The sequence below is a fragment of the Thermodesulfobacteriota bacterium genome, assembly GCA_040753795.1.
GTDB lineage: Bacteria > Desulfobacterota > Desulfobacteria > Desulfobacterales > Desulfosudaceae > JBFMDX01.
In genome coordinates this window covers 70,328-85,985 of the sequence record JBFMDX010000009.1, presented here as the reverse complement: position 1 = coordinate 85,985, position 15,658 = coordinate 70,328, and the positions used below count along the sequence as shown (strand labels likewise).

The window sequence follows — 15,658 nt, the reverse complement described above, 5'->3', positions numbered from 1 at the left end:
CAATGAGAAATCTGAAAATTATTATATGGGTGGTTTTGTTGACGATATGCCTGCAACCGGTTCCGCAGGTATTTGCCCTTAAAAAGGAGACGCATAAAAACATCAATGAGTTTATTGGAGAAAACACTATCAATGAGTTTTCCCTAGATTCATATTTGAGAAATCAAGTAGGCTTTCCTGATGGTAAAGATGAAATATTATTTTCAAAACAGGCTTATAAATGGTTTGGAAGAGGCGGTGAAGAAGAAGATGTACCGATTAGTCGTGGAGCCAACCATTTTCACAACCCATTAGAGGCGGATATTCATGAGGCTGGTTTCTCCGGGTGCCTGGACATCTCGCTATGCTTTTCCGGAGAGTCTTCTGTTTTATGGTCTCAAAGAGAATCGGGCGAGCAGAGCCCTGGTGGGCATTATTCGTGGGATGATGTCAGGGATAAATTTTACTTGGCGCTTACAGCCCCTAACAAAGAAACAAAGGACAAGGAGTTTGTAAAAACATTTCGGGGGCTGGGTCAGCTGATGCATCTTGTTGAAGATCTGACGGTGCCCGAACATGCCAGAGATGACGGCCATATTTCATCGGCTTATGAGGTATGGGCTAATGGCACCACTAATGGCGACTCTAATGTAGACATTGCTTCTATAACGCCTTTTATGGTCGATAAGGCTGTCTTGCGTCAGACCAGCGTGTTCCCGGAAGCGTCTGTACCTGTTGCCAATCTGTTTGACAGCAACCAATATTCCGGGACCAATCCAGAGATAACTCTTCGGTCGGATATCGGCCTTTCCGAATATACCAACGCCAATTTTGTCTCATGGGATACACTTTTCTCACGCCAGTTTCTCTATCCTTCCAGGGAAACCAGCGTGGAGGTCAAGGAACTGGATTACCCGAATCCCTTTTCACCCGGGGATACGGTTAAAAGACCTTATTATATAAAAATTGCCAACGGTGATTCGGGTTATCGTCTGGCCGGCGTTGATTATTTGTCTTTTTACATGGAAACGTACTATGGCTCGGATTTCCCTACCTCCGAGACAAAGACCATACCTCCGATGGATAGTTATGTGTTTCAAGATTACGCTGAAAAGCTCATTCCCCGGGCCGTGGGCTACGCCGCCGCGTTATTGGAGTTTTTCTTCCGGGGGAAGATGGAGCTGGCGGCCGACGGCGAGGGTTGTTACATTGTCAACCCCATGAATGAAGAGATTCAGGGACGGTTTGAACTCTATTACGACAACGTCAATGATGAACGGGTTCCCGTCAACAATGTGGACAACTATCCCTGGCAGGATGCCGTTAACCCTTCTGAAGAAGATATCCTCAATATGACAGCCGCCTATATGTGCGTCGCGGCCGGAGGACAGAGCGATCCCCTGGAATTGTTCGCCATTCCTCAGGATGCCAAGACGCCCGGAGAATTTATGCTGGTGATGAAAGGCCGCATGGGGCAGGAAACAATCAATGCCGTGGCCGCCTCAAAAATTACCATCCCCTTGATAGAGATATCGCTGCCGGAAGAGGGTTACTATGCCTTTACAGACACGCACCCCTATTACGATCCATCTGATCCCCGATATCCGGATAAGTATATGAATAATCCTGCGGGACAGGGATTTAACAAGATTGTTGTCAACGCGGTTTCTAAAACAGATGATTTAACCAAAGGAACGGTCTCTCTCCAGGTCAAATACCGCCGGGGGCTTGAAGATCAGTTCGCGGCAACACCGGGCGCAACGACATATTCGACTTTTTATCAGATTGTCGCGGAAAATCAGATTCCAACAGCCCAGGGAGAAATTATCTCCAGCCAGGGGCCAACCCGGTTGGAGTTCAACCTGCCCGCGGAATTGCCCCTGTGGGCCACGGATGTGCATCTGTTTCTGGTTTATAATGGGACGAGGGGCACGGAGACAAATGCCCTCGGTCTGGGATATAAGGACATTTCTGAACCAACGCCGCTTGATTTCATTAATGTGATGGACAAGATATGCATGAAGAATGTCTTACATGATGCCGGATCGACTGACGCCATTGAGATTGTGGACACGGATCTGGACGGCATTGCCAATCCCTGGGAATGGGATGTCTACTCGCACGGAATAAAAAATTTATCGGTCCGCTTTGCCAGAAACAGCACCTGGCATTACGATATCGCCTCTGTTCCGCCGGGGGGATTTTCCAGGGTGTTCTTTCTCGGAGAGTATGGCAATCAGCCATACGTCTGGGAGACATATTCTCTGTCAAAAATTGACATTGATGATGGCTTTAACCATTCAACGGCGTACAACAAATCCAGCTATATGCCGGGGGTTGTGAACCAGATGGTATATGGAAATTATTGTTCCGTCCCATGTCTGGCCAGGAGAACAACCCCGTTCACGACATCATACCGGGGCCTTGCTTCATCAAGAGGCGTAATATTTATAAATTCTCCATATCAATCCGACAATAATGGATGCGATTATGCCGACTAAACGTCAGAGGGAGTTGAAGATGAAAGATCATTTACCATCAACGGGGGGCGGTGACATGTATAAAGCTTTTCTATATTGTCTTCTGATTGTTGCGCTGATATGTCCGGCCGTCTATGGCCAGGATTTTGTCGCCAATGGTTTTCAGCATGACCCTCAAATAAAAGGCTCTGAAACCGCCACGCTGGTGGATCAAGACACGGGAGAAAAATGGGTGGTCGGAAAAGGCGATGAGATTAAGGGCTGGACGGTGGTTGAGGTCACCCCGGATTATGTCGAATTATTGCAATATCAGAGCGGAGAAGAATATCCCATACTCAGAAGAATCTATTACAAAAGCACGCTATCTTTGGTCGAATCGGATACGGCCCGGTGACCCGGACAAAACTCGGTGCGGTTGATGAGCTCTTCCTGCATGTTGCGGTTGAGTTTGACGAAATAGGCGTTGTACCCGGAAATGCGGACCAGGAGCCAGCCGAAATCCTCGGGCCGCTCCATGGCCCGGCGCATGACGTCCGTTGACACCACGTTGAACTGCCACTGCATGCCGCCTGACGCGAAATAGCCTTCCACGTATGCCGCAAACAGATCCAGGGTCCTGGCGGGCGGGTCATCGGGACCGGGGACCATCTTGACGTTGTAGGCCAGGTTGTTGGGCATCTTCAGATGATCCAGGGCCGCCACGGACCGGCAGTTGGCCAGGATGTCCTTTGAGGCGCCGGGCGCGGGCGTCAGGCCCGGCGTGAAGGCCTGGCCCTTGCGGCGGCCGGAAGGCAGCGCGCCCGAGAGCATGCCGAACCCCACGTGGTAGGAGATGGACCAGTATCCCGGCAAATACCGTCCTCCCCGGTAGTTTTTCTTCGGCTGGTAAAATTCATAGACCATGTCCATCAGGTCCCGGGCCAGGGCGATGGCATCGGGGTCTCCGGATCCGAATTTGGGCACGCGCCGGATGTGGGCCAGGAGCTGCTGATCGTCCGGGCCGTTGAAATCGTTTGCCAGGGCTTCCATGAGCCGGGCAAAATCCAGTGCCCCGGTTTCATAGATCAGCTTTTTGATCACCAGCAGGCTGTCGACCACGTCGGTGATGGAGACCAGGGCCACGCCCGAGGAATTGTATTCAGCTCCGCCCCGGACAAGATCAAGGCCCTTGTCCAGGGGGCCGCGGAACATGGCCGAGAGCAGCGGCGTCGGGTGCACATACTGGTGGGCCCTGCCCAGCATGTCATTGATCTCGACGGAAAGCTCCGCCAGAAAAAGGAACTGGGTCCGGTAGGCCGAGAGAAAATCCTCAAAGGACGGAAAATCAGAGCGGACGTCGCCGGTCGCCGGTCCGATGCGTTCGTCCATGACCGGGTGAACCCCGTTGTTTAAGGCCATTTCCAGGGGGGCCACCATGTTGACGAGCATGCAGTTGGTGTGACCGTAGTGCCGGCCGCAGAGGGTCGGCTCCACGCAGCCCGTGGCCCCCCAGTTCCAGGCGTCTTTTCCGAAGCCCTGGTTTTCCAGGGACTCGATCATGAGCCGGTCATTGTGGATAATCGGCGAGGCGCACATGTTGACGTTGACTTCGCACAGGCGCCGGAGATATTCCCCGGAATTGACGCCCGGAAAGTAGCGGGCGTTCAGGTTCGGGTCCTGGAAGCCCAGCATCTCCGCGGCTTTTAAAATAATGTAGGTCATGTCGCAGACCGCCGTCTGGCCGTTTTCGTCAACGCCGCCCACGGTCACGGTGTCGTCCGAGGAGCTGCCGCCGAACAGTTTGTTGCCCACGCTGGGTATCAGGGGGTCATGGTCGTTGAGCTTGACAAACAGGCTGGCCACCAGCTCGATGGCCCGGCGCACAACCTGCTCCCGCTCCTCGTCCGTTTTCGCGGCCTCCATGTCCCGGACGAAAAACGGCTGCAGCAGCCGGTCCAGGCGGCCGATGGAAAGGGCCGAGTTGGCGTTTTCCACGTGCAGGCACACGAAGGATATCCACAGGGACACGATGGCCTCGTACAGGGTTTCCGCCGGCGCGGCCGGGACCTTGCGGCAGACGCGGGCCATTTCCAGCAACTCCCGCCGGCGCTCGCCGTCCTGGTCCCGGGCTTGGCGTTCCGCCTCCCGGCCCAGATTTTCCGCGTAGGCCAGGACGCCGTCCAGGGCGATTTGCAGGGCCCGGTAAAAATTGACCTGATCTTCGGTTTCCGCCCGGCTTTCCTTTCCGGCCGCTTTGTCCTGCATGGCCTTGATCCCCTGGTTCAGGACCGCGTCAAAGTCCGGGATGGTATGGGAAACGGCGTTGTTCTTCATCATGAAATAGAGGACAAACCGTTCTTCCAGGCGCTGGGACAGCGGGTTTCCGAAGGTCGTCCGGCAATATTCCCGGACGTTGCGGTGAATCCAGTAAGGAAACACGTACGCGTTCAGGACGTTCGCCTCGTCTTCGGAAAGGCGGTTGGGATTGAGGGCGCGGGTTTCGATGGAGGAAAGCTCCGGCCAGATGGTGGTGCCGATGAATTCCGGGTAAACCGGCACGCCGACTTCTTTGGCGGTGGTCGATCCGGGCAGCAGGTGACGGTCCCAGATGAGGGGCTTTTTGCGGGTCATGACATATCGCATGGCCTCGGCCTGGCGCAGTTCCGGGTCCCAGGCTCGGCCGCCGGTGTCGGTCTCGAACCCGTTTTCCCGGTGGAACCGGGTCAGAAGCGCGGCCCGCTCGGCGCACACCGCCGGCATCAGCGAAAATCGTCTGTCCCTTAAATACTGAATGCGGGGAAAATCCCCGATGGCGTAGGCGCCCAGATAGGCATCCGTTAAAAACCGGACCTGGTCCGTTTTTTTGCCCAGGATTTCGTTCTTCAGTTGTTGTCGTTTCGGGCCTGTCTCCGCCGAAAACAGGGCCGGGGCCGGGAGGCGTTTCTTTTTCGCGGGGGAAAGCAGGGTGGTCAGGTAGGAAAAGCGCGTCAGCACGGCCATGTTGCCGGTGTAGGCCATCTCGTTGGTCAGGAGGTGGTCGAGGGCTTCTTCCGGGCTTTTGGCGAAAATGCGCGCCAGGGTTTCCCGGTCCTTGTAGAACACCGTAACGTCGGCATCCGGGATCGGGCCCCGGCCGGCCCGGACCCGGCCGTTATCAAAAACAACGCCGGCCTTAAATGAACCGTCCCGCGTTTCAAACCGGATGCCGGCATTGAAAACGTCCCCGGTGTCCGGGTTCCGGATTTCCCGGTTTAACCGTTTGCTGAAGGTAAAGGCGGCGGCAAAGACTTTCAGCGACCCGAGGAACAACATTACGCCCGTGGTTGTCGCCAGCCGGGATTTGACGGGATGAGCGGATTTCATAATCGTTTTATTCTACCAGATATTGGAAATATTGTCCATTTTCTCCAAACAGGCCGCGGTAAGGAATAGATTGACGGACCGGGGCGGCCCTGCTAAAAATTAAAGGGCAGCCTGAGCAACAATGCCCCGCAAACAATTTATTCTTTCACATACTTTTCTTAATAACGTAAAAGTTCGCAACCGGGAGGGAAGACCATGGCATACGAAACCATCGAATACCGCCAGGACGGGCCAATCGGCATCCTGACGCTCAACCGGCCGGCCTGCCTCAATGCCATCAATTTTGCCATGCGGGACGACCTGACGCGCTTTTTCGCTGAGCGTCTCACGGACCGGGAGACGCGGGTCATCGTGGTTACGGGCGCGGGCAGGGGGTTCTGCGCGGGGCTGGACATGAGCGACCCGGCCATCACGGCGCCCGCCGGGGGCTATACCCCGGAACAGGCCTATACCGCCCAGCGGACATACTCGGATTTCATCCTGGCCATGCGCCGCTGCCCCCAGCCCATCATCGGCGCCATCAACGGGGCCGCCGCCGGCGCCGGCTTCTCCATCGCCCTGGCCTGCGACATCCGCCTGGCCGCCCCCAAAGCCAGATTTTCAGCCGCCTACATCAACATCGGCGTGGGCGGCGCGGACATGGGTTCTTCCTGGCTTTTCCCCCGGATCGTCGGCCTGGGCAACGCGGCCCGTTACCTGTATACCGGCGACCTGTTCGACGCCCAGGAAGCCTTGCGCATCGGCCTGGTCCAGTCCCTGGTGGAGCCGGACCGTCTCATGGACGAGGCCATGAACCTGGCCCGCAACATGGCCGGCAAGTCGCCCCTCGGCCTCAAGCTCACCAAGGAGGCCCTGGACGTCAACGCCGGGCCGGTCAGCCTGGAAAGCGCCATCCGCCTGGAAGACCGCAACCAGTCCCTGTGCATCAGCCAGTTGCTCAGCCCCCGCGGCGGCGCGGCGTGAAGATGCTGAAAACGGAATCGCAAGGAGAAAGCCATGGGAGATAAATTCTGCAGCAAGCGCAATTTAAAGTTCCTGCTCTATGAGGTGTTCGACGCGGTTGCCCTGACCCGTTATCCGTACTACTCGGCGCATACCCGCCAGGTGTTCGATATGATCGTGGACGCGGCCCTGGCCCTGGCCCGGGACCTGTATTATCCGGTCTTAACGGAGATGGACCGCCGGCAGCCGGAGCTGGTGGACGGCCGCGTGCACGTGCATCCGGCGGTGAAGAAGATCCTGGCGGCCAGCGGGGAGGGGGGCTGGATCTCGGCCGGGTTTCCCGTGGAGCACGGCGGGGACCAGGTGCCCATGATGCTGGTGGGCGCGGGTCATTTCATCTTCTCGGCGGCCAATTACTCGGCCGGGGTGTACCCGGAAGGGTGCCTCGGGGCCGCCCACCTGATCACCTCCTTCGGCACGCCGGAACTCGTCAAAACCTACGTTCCCCACATGCTGGCCGGCAAGTGGCAGGGGACCATGGCACTGACCGAACCCCAGGCCGGCAGTTCCCTGGGCGACATCACCACCCAGGCCGAGCCAACCGACCAGGGCGATTACCGCATATCGGGCCGGAAGGTATTCATCTCCATGGGCGACCATGACGGGGCCGAAAACATCGTCCACCTCATGCTGGCCCGCATCACCGGCGCGCCGGCCGGCGTCAAGGGGATCTCCCTGTTCGTGGTGCCCCGCCTGCGGCCGGAAGCCGGCGGCCGCCTGGCGCCCAACGACATCACCGTCAGCCAGGTGTTCCACAAGCTCGGGTACCGCGGCGCCCCCATCACCGAACTGTCCCTGGGAGACAACGGCGACTGCCGCGGCATCCTTCTGGGCGAGGCCAACCGCGGCCTGAAATACATGTTCCAGATGATGAACGAGGCCCGTCTGTCCATCGGCATGGCGGCGGCGGGCATTGCCTCGGCCGCCTATTACGCCTCGCTGGAATACGCCCGGGGCCGGACCCAGGGCCGGCCCATCATGGAACGGGACGCGACCAAGCCGCAGATCCCCATCATCGCGCATGCCGACGTCAAGCGGATGCTTCTTTTCCAGCGGGCCGTGGTGGAGGGGTCGCTCTCCCTGATCCTGCAGTGCTGCCAATACGCCGATCTTGAAAAAGTGACCGAAGGCGGGGAAAAGGAGAAGAACGCGCTGCTGCTGGACCTGCTCACCCCGGTCGTCAAGACCTATCCTTCGGAGATGGGCATTCTCTCGGTCAGCGCCGGGCTGCAATGCCTGGGCGGGTACGGATACTGCGATGATTTCCCCCTGGAACAGTATTACCGGGACATCCGCATCCATCCCATCCACGAGGGCACCACCGGCATCCAGGGCATGGACCTGCTGGGCCGCAAGATGGTCATGAAGGAGGGCAAGGCCCTGATGCTGTTCGCAACGGAGGTGGCCGGGACCATCGCGGCGGCGGAAAAGCGGCCGGCCCTGGCCGGCCACGCCGCGGCCCTGAAGGCGGCCATGGACCGGATGCAGGAAGTGGTCATGCACCTGGTCGGGGTGGCCCAGGCCGAGGGGCCGGAGACGTTCCTGGCCGATGCCGTACTCTTCCTGGAGATGTTTTCCATCATTGCCGTGGGCTGGCAATGGCTGCTCCAGGCCGTCAAGGCCGCCGAATCACTGGACAAGGGGCCCACGCGCGGGGAAACGGAGTTCTACCAGGGCAAGCTGTTCACCTGCCGTTATTTCTTCGGCTACGAGATGCCGAAAACACTGGCCCTTGCCGCCCGCCTCATGGACAAGGATCCCCTGACCGTGAAGATGGACCCGGCTTTCTTCAACGATTAGGCGGCGCCGAACGGCCGGTGCGGGATCAGGGATAACGGGAAGCCGGCCGGAAGGGCTCCCGGGCAATCGGCCTATCTCGGGGCGGTCTCCGTTCCCGTGAGTGACGGATCCATGCTTTCCGGGCTGTCGAGATGCTTGCCCTGGACGGACTCGATTTTCCCCTGAGTCGAGGTGACCTTGCCCTGGACGGATTCGATTTTGCCCTGGCTTGATTGCAGCTTTCCCTGGGTGGATTTGAATTTTCCCTGGACGGCTTCTATTTTCCCCTGGTCTGACGTGTTGTAGGGGCTGGAGTAGACCGGGGGGGTGTTGGTTGTCGTTTCTTCCGCCAGCACATCTCCCACCGGTACGCCCAGGGACACGCCCAGGGATGCCGCCATGGTGGCGATCGCCAGATGCTTCTTCAGGTTCTTTTTTTCGATTTGGATGTCATGGTCACCTCCTGATGGTAATTTAAGCCGACCATTCCCGGACGGCCTTGATGTGCAGAACCATTTGCGCCTCCACATCCGCTGGAACAGGCGTCCCGGATTGTTCACAATAATATGATACGGCCCGGTCCATGTCAATCCAGGACAGGTCATGTCCGCCCGCCGGATCGCCGCTGACGCTTCGAACGGTTTGAAGCAGGGTTTCCGCCTGATCGAAATCCTGCCGCTGATCCTGGAGGGTTTGCAGCAGCCGCCAGAGCAAATCCAGGTATAGATCCGCCGCGTGCAGGAACGGCCCGGCGCCCTGTTCTTCCAGATACTCTTCAATGGTGCCGTTTTTGTTAAAAACGCCCCGGCATTCCGGTTCGCATTCCAGCCGGTCAAAAGATTCCTCCTCTGGAAAACGGACATGCCGTCTCAAGGGGTAGAGCCGGCAGACCAGGGGCCGGTCGGGGTGTACGCCGCATCCCCGATCGGTCAGGAAGGCGCAGGTGCCGTCCTCCCGAAACCGCAAAACCGTTCCCCCGGAGGTGGTGTGGCGGATGATAAATTCGGTGGTAGAAAGGTCCAGGCGCCTCGCCAGACGCGCTATTTCGTAAGGGTTGACTTGGATCTTCTTGAAACGGCAACAGGCCAGGCAGCGGTGACAGGTGTACCCGAATCCCGTCCGGCGGTTTAAACCGGTCTTTTTCGCGGGAATAGTCATCAGGCGGACCGTGCTTTCATTAAATGGAGGTTCTTTTTTGATCCGCTTATTCTACTCGGGAAAACGCTGGCCGGGTTTCTCGCCGGCCCTGGCCTTGAGCTCCTTTAAACCGGGCCGGGCGTATTCCATGTGACCTTCTTTTACCGTCGGGCCGTTGATGATGGCCTCGGACCGGAGCCGCCGGCCCATGGTCTTTTCCAGGTTTTTCCCCAGCTTCAGGATTTTCCCGATATTATATCCGTGTTCGATGCCCATTTCATCGAGCATGACCAGCAGGTCTTCCAGGCAGATCAACCCGACGTAACGCGGGTCGTCGTAATAATAGTCCCCGGTCCCTTTGACCGGACAGTCATCGAGGAAGTTGGCCGGCTGACCGCCCAGGCCGCCCAGGGTGGCTTCAAAATGGGCGATGCCCGCCTGCAGGGACGCCAGGACAGAGGCGGAGGCCACCCGCTTGGTTTCATGAAAGTGGGCGATGTGCTTGCTCACATCCGGGATCTCGTCCAGCACCATGGAAAAATAACGGTACACCTGGGCGGCCGAGGCGCTGCCGTCATGGTCGGCGTGCTCGACGTCGCTGGCCCCGATATCCAGCCATCTTTTAGTAAAGGTGATCGCGTCCTTCATGTCCGTGGCCCCGCCGATGGGGCTGCCCCAGATGGTGCTGACCGTGCCGCACATCTTCATGCCCGCGTCACGGCATTTCTTCGTGGCCCGCTCGGCTTCGGCCCAGTACTGGGGAAGGGTCATGCCGGAGTTGGCGTAATGATGCTCTTCTTCGGTGGAAACCATCATCAGGCACCGGTCCGGACCCACGCCCGCCTCTTTCAAGCGGATGGCCCGGTCCACGGACGCTTCCCGGATGGTGACCGTGGTAAAGCAGATATCGCCGGGATCGATGCCTCTTGCCTTACACCCCTTGGCAAACCGCTCGCCGCGGAAGTATTTGAGCACCTCTTCGGCGTCCCTGAACTGGGGCATGATATGGGGGTTGCCCAGGTTGGTCAGCTCGATATTCCGGCAGCCGGCGAAAATCAGTTCTTCGGCATAATGGATTTTCGCCGCCGTGGAGACAAACTTCTCTTCGTGCTGGAATCCGTCTCTGATGGTGATGTCGCCGATCGTAACTTTTCTCGGCATGCGGGGGAAGATCTTCCATAAATCGTGTTCGGACATGATAACCTCACTAAAAACAAGGGTTCAAGGGTTCGAGGGGCCAAGGGTTCAAGGGGTTAGACTTGAACGGCCTCATCAATTTTTTTTGTATATTGCCTGTTGCTGCTTCATCCTTTGCTGTTAATGTTTGGGCTTAGTCCGCGTCCCGTCAGGGTCGTCGCAACTTTAGCGAATTGATAGAGCCCTACTCCGGCTCATAAACTTCCACGATAGTACTGAGGCTTCCTGGCTGGACCCGAATGTCCGCTCGACTTTCGGGATGATGGTGGTCACCATCAGCGGCGGATTCTGGAAAATGAAAGGCTTTTACCCAAAGCATTAACTCCGACACCTCGCCTTCAACCTTCAACTCTCCTTCGGCCTCGATAGAAATGCAGATAGGGACGCGGTCCTTTACAAGCCTTAAACCTTTAAGCAATACCTGATATGGCTCTGCTGATTCATTGGCATCAGCAGCAATATAGAGTTCGTCCTTTTCCGAAATCAGAAAGTCCGACAACGCAGACGATACCGCACGCATTTCTGAACGTGATGCAGCAATCAGTGGATCAGAACCTTGCGAATAGAAGATGCGCATATCTTTCCTATGGCTCTAACATTATTATCAGTACCACGTTTCTAATAAGAATGAACTTGCGGGAAACGCGTTTTCCCGAGCGCTGTTTGAGACTTTTGGGAATCAGCCGGTTACACACGGCTGCGTTAAGCATTTCTCGCTGTTTGAGGGCGTCAGCCCGAGTTCGAGAAATGCAGCAGCCGCTTGTAACCGGCCCCAAAAGGATCAAGGCGCGAGGGGAAATGTGTTTCCCGCAAGACCACAATCCCGAATATTTTACCCTCCGGGTAAGTCCTCTTGACCGCATCCGCTGTGTTGCCGGCCGCTCGCAGTAGATTTACTACAGCTTCGCGTCCTGCGCCTTGCGGGTGTGGCCAGGCGGCCAAGGGCCAAACCTATCCGGGCTAGCGATTATTCCGCCTGGCACTGATTCCCGGTCTTACTTAAAATAAGCTCCGCCGCCTTTTCCAGGGCTTCCAGGTCCACCCCGCAATCGATCCCGAGGGTATTGAACAGGTAAACCAGGTCCTCGGTGGCGACATTGCCGCGGGCGCCCCTGGCAAATGGACAGCCGCCCAGCCCGCCGGTCGAGGCGTCAAAGATCGAGATGCCGGCGTCCAGGGCCGCCAGCACGTTGGCTACGGCGATCCCCCGGGTATCGTGGCAGTGCAGGACGATTTTATCCAGGCCGAAGCGTTCTTTTACCTTACCCGTCAACTCGTGAACCTGCCCGGGACCTGCAACGCCGACCGTGTCGCTTAAAACGACTTCATAGGCGTTTAAAGAAAGGAACCGTTCGATGATTTTCATCAGCAGCGATTCGTCGATCTTTCCTTCGTCCGGGCACCCGAAAACCATGGATATCAGCCCCCGGATATTCATGCCGTGGGCGGCGGCGGCCCGGGCCACGGTTTCGATGTCCTTTAAAGAGGACGCGACATCCCGGTTGATGTTTTTGCGGTTGAAGGTATCGGAGGGCGAGGTGAACAGGGCAATGGTTTTTACCTGGCATTGAATTGCCCGGGCCAGCTGCTTTTCATTGGGAACCAGGGCCGCCAGACGCATGCCCCGGTCCTCATGAGCGGCAATCAGGGAGTAGAATGCTTCGGCGTCGCCCAGCTGGGGGATCCGGCCGGGACTGACAAAACTGGTCACCTCAAAATCCGTCAGACCGGCGGCCAGGAGCAGGTCAAAGAACTTTTTCTTGTCGGCCGTGGAAATGACCGGCCCGGATACGTTCTGCAGGCCGTCCCGCAAAGAAACGTCAACGATCTTCACCTTCCGGGGCAGCGCGGCCAGCATCTAACCCGTCTCCTCCCCGGAAGTGATAGCCGCCAGTTCCTGGTCCCCTTCCACCTGGACTTTTTTTTCCTCGGAGGCGATGGCCGCCAGCTCCACGTCCCCTTCCACCTGGTCGCCTTCCTTGAAGAATATTTTAGTCAAGCGGCCGTCCCGGTTGGCCCGCAGGGTATGCTCCATCTTCATGGCTTCCAGGATCAGGATCTTATCCCCGGCCTTGACCAGGCTGCCTTCCTCGGCAAAAATCTTGAAGATGATTCCCGGCATCGGGGATTTCAATGATCCGCCGCCGGAAGCGGATTTTTTCGAGCGGCTGACTTCGGGCACCTCGATAAACGCCTCCAGAGGCCCGATGTTGACCTGCACGTTCCGGGAAGACCGGCTGCACCGGACGACATGGTTCCTGTTGTTTTCGGTAATGACCAGTTCCGCCGGGCCCTGTCGTTTTGAAAAATGATATTCCCGGCCGTCGAAATGAAAAGAAAGCCTGTTGCCGTCGGTTTTAACGGCCTCCACCTGGTACCGGTCCCCGTTGATGATCAGTTCGCGTTTCACTTACACGTTCCTGAAGCCCGGGACCATGTCCCAGGCGGTCTGAGCGGTTGCCGCCGCCACTGCCGGCAGGGGCGTTTCTCTTTCATCAAAAAGAAAACCCGCGATGATTAATGCGATCTCGTCACTGGAATAGGCCGCCTTTTTCAGCGCCTGTTCAAATTCGGCAATAAACGACGTAAAGGTGTTGCCGTCGGCAAACGGCGCGGACGCCAGGACCCGTTTTAAAAATTCCCGGTTGGTTTTGACGCCCTGGAAGAGGATATCATCCAGCGCCAGGATGAGGCGGTCCCTGGCTTCCTGCCGGGTGCTGCCGTGGGCGATGAGCTTGGCCAGCATGGGGTCGTACTTGATGGTGACGCTGTTGCCGTCGCGAAAGCCCGAATCCAGGCGGACGCCGTTCATCCGGGAGGACCCGATCTCGCAGATGACGCCGGTGGTCGGCAGGAACTCATTGTCCGGGTCCTCGGCGTAAATCCGGGCCTCGATGGCATGACCGGTCTGGCGGATATCCTCCTGCCGCACCGGCAGGGGATGGCCGGCGGCCACCTCGATCTGCAGGCGGACGAGATCAAACCCGGTCACCATTTCGGTGATGGGATGTTCGACCTGAAGCCGGGTGTTCATTTCCAGAAAATAGAAATTACCCGAGTCGTCATAGATAAACTCCACGGTGCCGGCGCCGACATACCTGATGACCCTGGCCACTTCCACCGCGCTGCCGGTAATGGCCGCTCTTTTTTCCGGGGTCAGGGCGGTTGACGGTGTTTCCTCGATTATTTTCTGGTGGCGCCGCTGGATGGAACACTCCCGTTCAAAAAAGTGGAGATAATTGCCGTGGGTGTCGCCGAATACTTGGACCTCGATATGGCGCGACCGGGGCATGAACTTTTCGATCAGGACGCGGTCATTGGAAAAGGCGTTCTGGGCCTCGCGCTTGGCGCCGTCCAGGGCGTCGGGAAAATCCAGGGGCCCGTGGACCACCCGCATGCCTTTGCCGCCGCCGCCGGCGGTGGCCTTGATCAGGACCGGAAAGCCGATGGCTTCGGCCTGTTCCATGAGGAAGGCGCCGTCCTGAATGTCGCCGTTATACCCGGGGATGACCGGTATGGCCGCCTCGGCCATTCTTTTCTTGGAGGTGATTTTGTCGCCCATGAGCCGCATGGCTTCCGGCGTGGGACCGATAAAGATCAAACCGGCGGCGGTCACCTTTTCACAGAAAACCGGATTTTCGGACAGAAACCCGTAACCGGGATGAATGGCGTCGGCGCCGCATTGCCCGGCAATGGCCAGGATCCTGTCCTGGTGCAAATAGGTGTCAGCCAGGGACCCGCCGCCCAGACAAAAGGCCTCGTCGGACATGAAGGTGTGCGGCAGGGCGGCATCGGCGTCACTGTAGAGCGTCACGCTGGTAATACCCATTTCCCGGCAGGTGTTGATCACCCGTACGGCTATTTCGCCACGATTGGCGATTAAAATTTTTCTTATCATCTTTATAAAAACCCTTTGCGCACAATCAATTTTGCTGCGGCAAAGCCGTTATTCCAGCCAGGATGGTTTACGTTTTTCCAGTAAAGCCGCCATCCCCTCCTGTCCTTCATCCGAGACCCGAAGCTTTGCGATCAAGCCGGTGGTGTATTTCCGCACCGCGGCATCATCACCGTTCTTTCTTAACCGCTCCACTTCGCGGATCAGGGTTTTGGCGTGCCGCTGGGCTTCGGGCGCGGCCTTTAAAAACCCGGCGATGATCTCCTCGCCGCGTTGTTTAAGTTTTTCCTCCGGCACAATTTCATCGACCAGGTTGATCTGTCGGGCGGTCCGCGCGTCAAACCGCTCCCCGGACAGAAACCAGGCCCGGGCGCTGGCCGCCCCGATCTTCTCCATGACATAGGGCGATATCACCGCCGGCACCAGCCCCAGACGGGTCTCGGTAAAGCCGAACAGGGCGCTTTCAACCGCCGCCGCATAATCGCACACCGAGACAAGCCCGGTCCCGCCGCCGAAGGCCGGGCCGTTGATCAGCCCGATGACCGGCACCGGCGACCGGCGGATGGCGGCAAACAGGCCGTCGAGTTTTTCGCTGTCCCGGATGTTTTCGTCCAGGGAATAATCCTTCATGGACTTCATCCAGTTCAGGTCCGCGCCGGCGCAAAAGGACTTGCCCTCGCCGGTCAGGACCATCAGCCGGAGGCGCTCATCCCGGTTGAGCTCATCCACCCGGCCGGTGAGCTCCCGGATGAGTTCATCATTGAAGGCATTATGGATTTCAGGCCGGTTTAAGGCCAGTCGGGCGACGTTGCGCTCGTCGATGTGTTCTTTTACATACTTCATTGTT

The 15,658-nt window shown here is 57.7% G+C and carries 13 protein-coding genes; 4 read left to right on the top strand and 9 right to left on the bottom strand.

All coding sequences use genetic code 11. The annotated features are described in order from the left end of the window. Positions 1–2: 2 nt before the first annotated feature. Together AB1724_12130 and AB1724_12125 are read left to right on the top strand one after the other, a co-directional pair. Positions 3–2,480, top strand: a complete 2,478-nt coding sequence (locus AB1724_12130; GenBank protein MEW6078555.1) for a hypothetical protein — start codon at positions 3–5, stop codon at positions 2,478–2,480. A 19-nt stretch (positions 2,481–2,499) separates the two neighbouring features. Continuing rightward, positions 2,500–2,853: a hypothetical protein gene (locus AB1724_12125; GenBank protein MEW6078554.1), complete on the top strand. Its 354-nt coding sequence runs from the start codon at positions 2,500–2,502 to the stop codon at positions 2,851–2,853. Here the strand turns inward: AB1724_12125 and AB1724_12120 are convergent. Continuing rightward, the gene (locus AB1724_12120; protein ID MEW6078553.1) at positions 2,808–5,801 is read right to left on the bottom strand and encodes a pyruvate formate lyase family protein; all 2,994 of its coding nucleotides are present in this window, start codon (positions 5,799–5,801) and stop codon (positions 2,808–2,810) included. The genes AB1724_12125 and AB1724_12120 overlap by 46 nt on opposite strands. A 195-nt stretch (positions 5,802–5,996) precedes the next feature. Here AB1724_12120 and AB1724_12115 point away from each other — a divergent pair, with 195 nt between their 5' ends. Beyond that, positions 5,997–6,764 (top strand): enoyl-CoA hydratase/isomerase family protein, encoded by a 768-nt coding sequence (locus AB1724_12115; GenBank protein ID MEW6078552.1) that lies wholly within the window; start codon positions 5,997–5,999, stop codon positions 6,762–6,764. Positions 6,765–6,797: 33 nt separating this feature from the next. Beyond that, a complete protein-coding gene (locus tag AB1724_12110) occupies positions 6,798–8,603 on the top strand; it encodes an acyl-CoA dehydrogenase (protein ID MEW6078551.1) in 1,806 nt (601 codons plus the stop codon). A 71-nt stretch (positions 8,604–8,674) separates the two neighbouring features. On the opposite strand, the gene AB1724_12105 is transcribed toward AB1724_12110, so the two are convergent. From AB1724_12105 to AB1724_12070, 8 genes are all read right to left on the bottom strand, one after another. Continuing rightward, the gene (locus AB1724_12105) at positions 8,675–8,983 is read right to left on the bottom strand and encodes a hypothetical protein (GenBank protein ID MEW6078550.1); all 309 of its coding nucleotides are present in this window, start codon (positions 8,981–8,983) and stop codon (positions 8,675–8,677) included. 73 nt (positions 8,984–9,056) lie between these two features. Then, the gene (locus AB1724_12100; protein MEW6078549.1) at positions 9,057–9,740 is read right to left on the bottom strand and encodes a YkgJ family cysteine cluster protein; all 684 of its coding nucleotides are present in this window, start codon (positions 9,738–9,740) and stop codon (positions 9,057–9,059) included. A 51-nt stretch (positions 9,741–9,791) separates the two neighbouring features. Beyond that, on the bottom strand, positions 9,792–10,916 hold the full coding sequence (locus AB1724_12095) for a pyruvate carboxyltransferase (protein ID MEW6078548.1): 1,125 nt from the start codon (positions 10,914–10,916) through the stop codon (positions 9,792–9,794). 184 nt (positions 10,917–11,100) lie between these two features. Beyond that, entirely contained in the window at positions 11,101–11,493 is a 393-nt protein-coding gene (locus AB1724_12090) for a hypothetical protein (GenBank protein MEW6078547.1), read from the bottom strand. A gap of 390 nt (positions 11,494–11,883) precedes the next feature. Next, positions 11,884–12,774 (bottom strand): hydroxymethylglutaryl-CoA lyase, encoded by an 891-nt coding sequence (locus AB1724_12085; GenBank protein ID MEW6078546.1) that lies wholly within the window; start codon positions 12,772–12,774, stop codon positions 11,884–11,886. Beyond that, a complete protein-coding gene (locus tag AB1724_12080; GenBank protein MEW6078545.1) occupies positions 12,775–13,326 on the bottom strand; it encodes a biotin/lipoyl-containing protein in 552 nt (183 codons plus the stop codon). It lies immediately after the preceding gene. Continuing rightward, the gene (locus tag AB1724_12075; protein ID MEW6078544.1) at positions 13,327–14,814 is read right to left on the bottom strand and encodes a biotin carboxylase N-terminal domain-containing protein; all 1,488 of its coding nucleotides are present in this window, start codon (positions 14,812–14,814) and stop codon (positions 13,327–13,329) included. 48 nt (positions 14,815–14,862) lie between these two features. Beyond that, entirely contained in the window at positions 14,863–15,654 is a 792-nt protein-coding gene (locus AB1724_12070) for an enoyl-CoA hydratase-related protein (protein ID MEW6078543.1), read from the bottom strand. Positions 15,655–15,658: the final 4 nt, after the last annotated feature.

Excerpts from the sequence above, each read along its gene's own strand:
- AB1724_12130 (MEW6078555.1), top strand. The coding sequence starts at position 3 with ATGAGAAATCTGAAAATTATTATATGGGTGGTTTTGTTGACGATATGC.
- AB1724_12125 (MEW6078554.1), top strand. The coding sequence starts at position 2,500 with ATGAAAGATCATTTACCATCAACGGGGGGCGGTGACATGTATAAAGCT.
- AB1724_12120 (MEW6078553.1), bottom strand. The coding sequence starts at position 5,801 with ATGAAATCCGCTCATCCCGTCAAATCCCGGCTGGCGACAACCACGGGC.
- AB1724_12115 (MEW6078552.1), top strand. The coding sequence starts at position 5,997 with ATGGCATACGAAACCATCGAATACCGCCAGGACGGGCCAATCGGCATC.
- AB1724_12110 (MEW6078551.1), top strand. The coding sequence starts at position 6,798 with ATGGGAGATAAATTCTGCAGCAAGCGCAATTTAAAGTTCCTGCTCTAT.
- AB1724_12105 (MEW6078550.1), bottom strand. The coding sequence starts at position 8,983 with ATGGCGGCATCCCTGGGCGTGTCCCTGGGCGTACCGGTGGGAGATGTG.
- AB1724_12100 (MEW6078549.1), bottom strand. The coding sequence starts at position 9,740 with ATGACTATTCCCGCGAAAAAGACCGGTTTAAACCGCCGGACGGGATTC.
- AB1724_12095 (MEW6078548.1), bottom strand. The coding sequence starts at position 10,916 with ATGTCCGAACACGATTTATGGAAGATCTTCCCCCGCATGCCGAGAAAA.
- AB1724_12090 (MEW6078547.1), bottom strand. The coding sequence starts at position 11,493 with ATGCGCATCTTCTATTCGCAAGGTTCTGATCCACTGATTGCTGCATCA.
- AB1724_12085 (MEW6078546.1), bottom strand. The coding sequence starts at position 12,774 with ATGCTGGCCGCGCTGCCCCGGAAGGTGAAGATCGTTGACGTTTCTTTG.
- AB1724_12075 (MEW6078544.1), bottom strand. The coding sequence starts at position 14,814 with ATGATAAGAAAAATTTTAATCGCCAATCGTGGCGAAATAGCCGTACGG.
- AB1724_12070 (MEW6078543.1), bottom strand. The coding sequence starts at position 15,654 with ATGAAGTATGTAAAAGAACACATCGACGAGCGCAACGTCGCCCGACTG.